This is a genomic window from Candidatus Atribacteria bacterium (genome assembly GCA_011056645.1).
Lineage (GTDB): Bacteria > Atribacterota > Phoenicimicrobiia > Phoenicimicrobiales > Phoenicimicrobiaceae > Sediminicultor > Sediminicultor quartus.
Map to the genome: position 1 here is coordinate 1 of DSEL01000019.1, position 5,687 is coordinate 5,687.

Sequence of the window (5,687 nt, forward strand, 5' to 3'; positions counted from 1 at the left end):
AAATTATATTTATGATAGTTGGTGGAGAAAAGAGGGTCACAATCTCTGTATGGATGATATAAAAGAAATAATTAACCAAAAACCTGATATTTTAATAATAGGAACCGGCTTTTTCGGACTAATGAAAGTACCAAAAGAATTAGTCGAAGATATAAAATCATCCGGCATCAAACAAGTAATTATAAAAAAGACTGAAGATGCATGTATCGAATATAATAAACTTTATAAAAAGAATAATCTAATTGCCGCTTTTCATTTAACCTGCTAAATAATTTTAATATAATAAAAAACATTTTATTTTATGGATAAAACAAAAAAAATAAAAAAGACAATAAAAAAACATTACTTTACATAAGATATATTATAGGACGTTGTAAAATTGAACAAAATATAAAATTCTCCGAACGCTTTATTTTATTATTCTTTTTACCTCTCTCTGCCATTGCGAACTTTCGAAGAAAGTGTGGCAATCTCATTATTCCTTTATGTCATTCTTGCTCACCATCAATATATTTAAAATCATTACAGATTTCATGATTTAATTTTATAGTATCTTTGGTATCTTTGCATTGTTCGATTAAAGTTTTCTTTAGCATTTCCATTTTTATTTTTTTAGATATTCTTTTAGTGCTTCGCATACAATCATATTTTATATAATAGTCATAGTCATCATATTATACACATATTATTTATTATCCATAATTTTACTACTAATGAAACCTGCTCCACCTTTTTCCAATTAAAAACTATAAAAAACCTATATTTTATATAAAAATTTACTATATTTACTCTATAAAAAGTAATTCATCTAAAACGTTGTAACTGTTATAAATAAGGTATATTGTAAAGGTTTTGAAAAACGCTACAGAACTGCGTATATGAAGAGATTTTTAGGGGTTGCTTATATAAATTATACGTAAAGAGGTAAAAGACCCTCCTTATATGCAAAATAACATACCTCCCCTGCTCTTTTCAAGATACGTCCGTATGGGGGATTTAGCAAGCACAAACGGGGACTAGCCGCTTTTTTAATTTAAAGGTTGTCTGTCCCCCCATTGGGAACAGCCAAATATATATCTTTAAGTTTATATTAAGCTAATAATAAAAGACAATAAAGGTAAAATTAAAGCCATGCTGAGAGTAGTAACCAACCAACAAGAATTGGCTAAATCTAAGTCTAAGTCATATATTGAGGGAGGAATTAAAGCAGTAAAAGCAACCGGCATTGAAGATAGAATGATTACAACCTTAAGGGGTAATCCGTCCTCTATTTTACCATAACCCAATAAGAAAGCCGTTGCAGATACAATCAAAGGTACTAATATAAATTTTATAACAGAAATGGCCAGGCATTCATTAATATAGTTCCTTACTTTTCCAAATTTCATACTCAATCCGATAGAGATTAGTAGGATTACTGTTCCAAGCGGAATAAAAATAGCATTGATTGTTTTATAAAATTCGGGTCTTTCTATGCCAGATAAATTAAAAATGGCTCCAATTGCCATACTAACCAGAGCAACTATCACAAAAATGTCGGTAAATACCGTTTGAAGACGGGATATAATATTTTGCTTTATGGTGAACTTGCTGCTAAATAATTTTGAAATAGGAAAACCTATAGCAAAATAAGCGACTATCTCAAACAATTTATAAAGAGAAAATAGAGCATAACCTTTTTCACTTAAAAATAAATAACAGATTATTCCCCCAATAGATGTAATATTGGTAAATGAACCACAAGCAAACATTGAACCACTTTTTTTTCGGTTTAGTTTAAGTAATTTTGCTGCAATAAGACCTAATACACCTCCAATAAGAATTGCAAAAATTGCCAGAAATGGCAATAGAGCAATTCTAACATCTTCTACTTTTATTATCCATATTGCTCCAATAGAAGAAATCGGTATAAAGAACAAAAGTGCAGCTTTTTGAAGGAGTTTTCGAAATTCTTCTAAACTAATAGGTAGTCGAATAATATCTCTCTGTTCCAATAGTTGAAAAATGTAACCTATAATTAATCCAAAAAAAATAATACTTAAAGAAAAGAAAAATGCTTTAAACATGGATAAACTCCTCTATAAAACAGTGAACAGTTGTACTAGCTCAATAATAAGGTAATTTTTTCTAACTTTTAATAGGGGGTGATATACGAAAGTCCCCCCGTGTCTTTTTAAGTGATTATATTCAAATAAGAAGTTGCCTAAATTATAGATGAGATTTTTCAAAGAATCAAATGAATTAGGATAAAAGAATTCGTTGTTAATGATCTTTCAGAAGGTCTCAACCTTTTTTCAAAAAAATTATTTAAAGCTCCCCTGCTCTTTTAATGCAAAAGCTTGTAGAATAACTATTAAACTTTTTATGTTTTTATAGCAAAATCTCTTCTTTGGACTGACTGAAATAAATGAGGTATTAGGGGACCTCCTTGTTTTTTATAAGCCATAAAGGTAATGGTTTCTTGGAAACCCAATCGTTGATATAAGCGAAAAGCTTCAGGGTTATTCACACGTACAGAAATTTCAACCTTTTTTATGTAACTCTTTTGAAAGCTGTCCTCTATGGCTTTTTTTGCCAGCATCGTTCCAATTCTTCTATTTCGTACAGAGGGCAATACATTTAAAAAACAGATATCGCTATAACCATCCCCTTTAAAATCTTCGTAGTAGACATAACCTACCACCCGATCATCAAGAACATCCACAATCAAGCTGTTACAATCGTTTATTAGGTTTCGCACAATAGATGAGCGTTGAAATAGGCTCCCTGAGGATGGATATTAAAGAAATCTGGGAAATCAGCATCCCGGCAAGGCCTAATTTCCACTACTCCGTTACTGATATCATTTATCTCAAATCTTTTCTTTTGCCATTCATGCCTCTCGGTATTTACTTTTTGAAATAAAATTGTACTTTTTATAGTTTAAAACCTCACCATAAAGTTCATTTTTTACGGTTTAGAATTCAAAGGGATCGAATTGACCCAGCTTGATCTGCATCTTCCCGGTGTTCACCTTTATAACCAGCTCATCACCTTTGGCTTCCCGGGTAGCGCTGTTTACATTCCAGGGATTTTTCAAAGTGATCGTTTTGTATTTGGCCGGAGTATCATCTTCCATGGGCTTGCCGTTCTGATAATAAGCAAAAGCAGCTTCGGCAGTTTCCTCGGTCAGGTTAATGAACCGGGTGGTGATATATTCCTTTCCGCTTATGGGGTAGCGGATCTCTTCACCGGCCGAGGCTTCTTTTTCGAACATCCCCATCCACTTGGCCAGGAGGGTGACATTTCCTTCATAAACCCGAATAACCAATTCATCCGCTTCACTCGACATCTCATGGTTTCGGACACAGATGACTTCTTTCTTGGCAAAATTGTTAAATCGGAGCTCATCTTTTACCGAGATAGTGCCTTTAAAGGGGATGACCCTGGCAACTGCTCCGCTTTCCGATATCCCTTCCGCTTTAACAGCCAGAGATTTTCCCGGCTCGATCTTTATGCGAATAATATCCCCCGCTCCCATGTTTTCTTCAAAGGGCGGGGTCAGAAGCGGGGCGTCTGCTATATCGTCTGCCCACTCTGGTGTTTTACCCGGAAGCGATTCCGGATCGACCCATTTGCTAAAACCTTCAGGGATGGCAAAAACCTGAGGGTCTATAGGTTTTTCTTCAATATCCAGGATCTCGATAGTTCTTTTCTGCTGGCCATGCTGGGCAATCTTGATAGGAAAGCCAAGGTCTTTGGCCTGCCACTTGGTCAGTGCCGGTGTATCTGCTATGACAATCTGATAGACTTCACATTCGTAGCCTTGTAGGGTTTCGCTGCCCATAAACTCTTCTTCTCCTAGGGTAAGAGAATATTGGTAGCTCTGGAAAGGGTTATTCATCAGGCTGATCATATCATCTGAGGAAATGTTCATATACTCTTTTTCCGAAAAGACAATAATCGTGGTGGCATTTTTCTCGGTATCCACAATTATTCTTCCCTTTTCTCCGTATTGCACTAACTCCAGACAGTATTTTGGGCCCAAAACAAAGATAGTTCCTTTACTAATTTCGTTCCCCTGTTTTATTTGTACTTTCCCGGTAAAATCAGCAGCCAGAACGTTTCCCGCCATGATGATGAGAACGAGGATGCACACTGTCAATAGGCAGAACCATTTTAAAAAAACAGACTTGTATCTTTTCATCTTTTTTCTCTCCTTTTTATCTAAATTTCCGGGCTGGTATATAGAATAATAATTTCTTTTGAGGTTTAATTGAAAACTTATTTATAATATACGATATCAATTTTTAAAATCCTTCTTTATAAAAATCTCTTTGTTGTTGAATTGAATACTAATTATTTCCCCACCTATTCAAATTCAAATCCTTTTTCTTTGAAGAGCCTTAAGCAAACATCTACTGCTTTCGGGTCATAGAGAGTCTCTTTGTTCCGGGTAATTTCTTCCAGGGCCTTATCGATGCCTAATGCCGGTCGATAGGGACGATGAGAAGACATGGCCTCGACTACATCCGCTACCCCTAAGATGCGGGCTTCCAGGAGGATCTGATCACCTTTTAGCTGATGGGGATAGCCGGAGCCATTTAACCTTTCGTGATGTTCCAGGACTATTTGGGCTACCGGATAGGCGAAATCGATGGATTTTAAGATATCATATCCTAATTGGGAATGTTCTTTGATGAGATTGAATTCTATCTCTGTTAAGTGAGTGGGTTTACTCAAGGTTTCGGTAGGCAGGCCGATCTTTCCGATATCATGGATCAAAGAGGATACCCTTACTCCTTCCAGCTGATCCTGGGGAAGGTTTAGCTCGACAGCGATGGCTACAGCCAGTTGAGATACCCTCAGCTGGTGGCCGGCAGTATAGGGGTCTTTGGCCTCGACGATCTTGGACATGGTTTCAAGGGTAGCATCCATGGTCTTCTTTAATCTTTCCTCTGCCTGTTTTTGCTCGGTGATATCCTGAAAGGATCCCAATACACTAATAATTTTACCCTCTTTCTGCTTAGCTTTTGCAACTGAATGTACCCAGCGTTTATTTCCTTTCATTGTAATAACTTCCCATTCTTGGTCATACGGTTCACCATATTTGATAGCTCTCTGTATGGCTTGTTCGGCCATTGACCGGAATTGTGGGGTAATAAATTCTAAACCTTCAGGTACTTTTGGCTCACCTTTGCTCATATCGATTTCAAGGATTCTAAAGGTTTCATCGGTCCAGGTTTGAGTTAAGGTTTCAACATTAAATTCCCAACCTCCAACTTTTCCTATTTCTTCGGCATTAGTAAGCAAGGCTTTATTCTTTAACAATTCTTCCTCCATCTGTTTGCGTTCGGTAATATCATCATAAACCGCCACAATTTCACCGGAAGACAATTTATAAATATAATTCTCCCGCCAGCCGAAGATCCGTTGGTCCTGGTAGAAGGAGATGGGGTGGGATTGGGGCTTACCAGTTTGATATACCTCCTGAAAGACCTGAAAAAGGCCAAAATCTTTTATTCCGGGAAATACTTTGAGGACACTTTTACCGATAATATCTTCTTTTTTTATTTTATCAATCATCTCTCCGGCACAGTTAAAGTCTTTGATGATAAAATCCTGACCGTGATCTTTGGCCTCATAGATAGCCACGCCGCTACTCATATTGTTAAACAATTCTTTGAATCGGTTTTCACTCTGCTGTA

At 36.3% G+C, this 5,687-nt stretch carries 5 protein-coding genes; 1 reads left to right on the forward strand and 4 read right to left on the reverse strand.

The features are described from left to right. A partial coding sequence (locus ENO17_00960) for a hypothetical protein (protein ID HER23628.1) occupies positions 1-268 on the forward strand: 268 nt, incomplete at its 5' end. Between the two features lie 817 nt (positions 269-1,085). Here the strand turns inward: ENO17_00960 and ENO17_00965 are convergent. The 4 genes from ENO17_00965 to ENO17_00980 all read right to left on the reverse strand — a co-directional run. Next, positions 1,086-2,066, reverse strand: a complete 981-nt coding sequence (locus ENO17_00965; protein ID HER23629.1) for a hypothetical protein — start codon at positions 2,064-2,066, stop codon at positions 1,086-1,088. Between the two features lie 296 nt (positions 2,067-2,362). Continuing rightward, complete coding sequence (locus ENO17_00970) at positions 2,363-2,743, reverse strand: GNAT family N-acetyltransferase (protein ID HER23630.1); 381 nt, start codon at positions 2,741-2,743, stop codon at positions 2,363-2,365. A 213-nt stretch (positions 2,744-2,956) separates the two neighbouring features. Beyond that, positions 2,957-4,186, reverse strand: a complete 1,230-nt coding sequence (locus ENO17_00975; protein ID HER23631.1) for a DUF4412 domain-containing protein — start codon at positions 4,184-4,186, stop codon at positions 2,957-2,959. Positions 4,187-4,350: 164 nt separating this feature from the next. After that, positions 4,351-5,687, reverse strand: a 1,337-nt coding sequence (locus ENO17_00980) for an HD domain-containing protein (protein HER23632.1), incomplete at its 5' end; no start/stop codon positions are given.

Excerpts from the sequence above, each read along its gene's own strand:
- ENO17_00965 (HER23629.1), bottom strand. The coding sequence starts at position 2,066 with ATGTTTAAAGCATTTTTCTTTTCTTTAAGTATTATTTTTTTTGGATTA.
- ENO17_00975 (HER23631.1), bottom strand. The coding sequence starts at position 4,186 with ATGAAAAGATACAAGTCTGTTTTTTTAAAATGGTTCTGCCTATTGACA.